This window comes from Mesorhizobium sp. M1C.F.Ca.ET.210.01.1.1 (assembly GCF_004791585.1).
In the GTDB taxonomy this organism is placed as follows: domain Bacteria; phylum Pseudomonadota; class Alphaproteobacteria; order Rhizobiales; family Rhizobiaceae; genus Mesorhizobium.
The window spans coordinates 1-427 of record NZ_SRUU01000114.1; the positions used below are offsets into that span (position 1 = coordinate 1).

The 427-nt window shown below is 64.4% G+C and carries 1 protein-coding gene; it reads right to left on the reverse strand.

Annotated elements, in window-relative coordinates:
* Nucleotides 1–427, reverse strand: a 427-nt coding sequence (locus EN853_RS33165; protein ID WP_210235547.1) for a VCBS domain-containing protein, incomplete at both ends; no start/stop codon positions are given.

Here is a 427-nt window from a genome sequence, read left to right on the forward strand (position 1 = left end):
GACAGCACAGCCGCATCATTGGTGCCGAGGATGTCGATATGGACCGAGGTGTGGGTGCCGTCGGCGCTGACCACATCGAAGTCTTCGGTGTAGTGCTGGCCGTCGACGAACTCGTTGTGCGCCGAGGACGCCGTGTAGCTCCAGTTGCCGTCGACATCGATCGAGAACGAGCCGTAGGTGCCGGCGGTGCCAGCCTGGGCGACGAAGTGCGGGTCGCTGTCGACGTCCGAGATGGTGAGCGCGCCGCTGGTCGAGATGTCGGCCGCGTCATCGGTCTCGGTCAGGTTGACCGAGGCCGACGACAGCACAGCCGCATCATTGGTGCCGAGGATGTCGATATGGACCGAGGTGTGGGTGCCGTCGGCGCTGACCACATCGAAGTCTTCGGTGTAGTGCTGGCCGTCGACGAACTCGTTGTGCGCCGAGG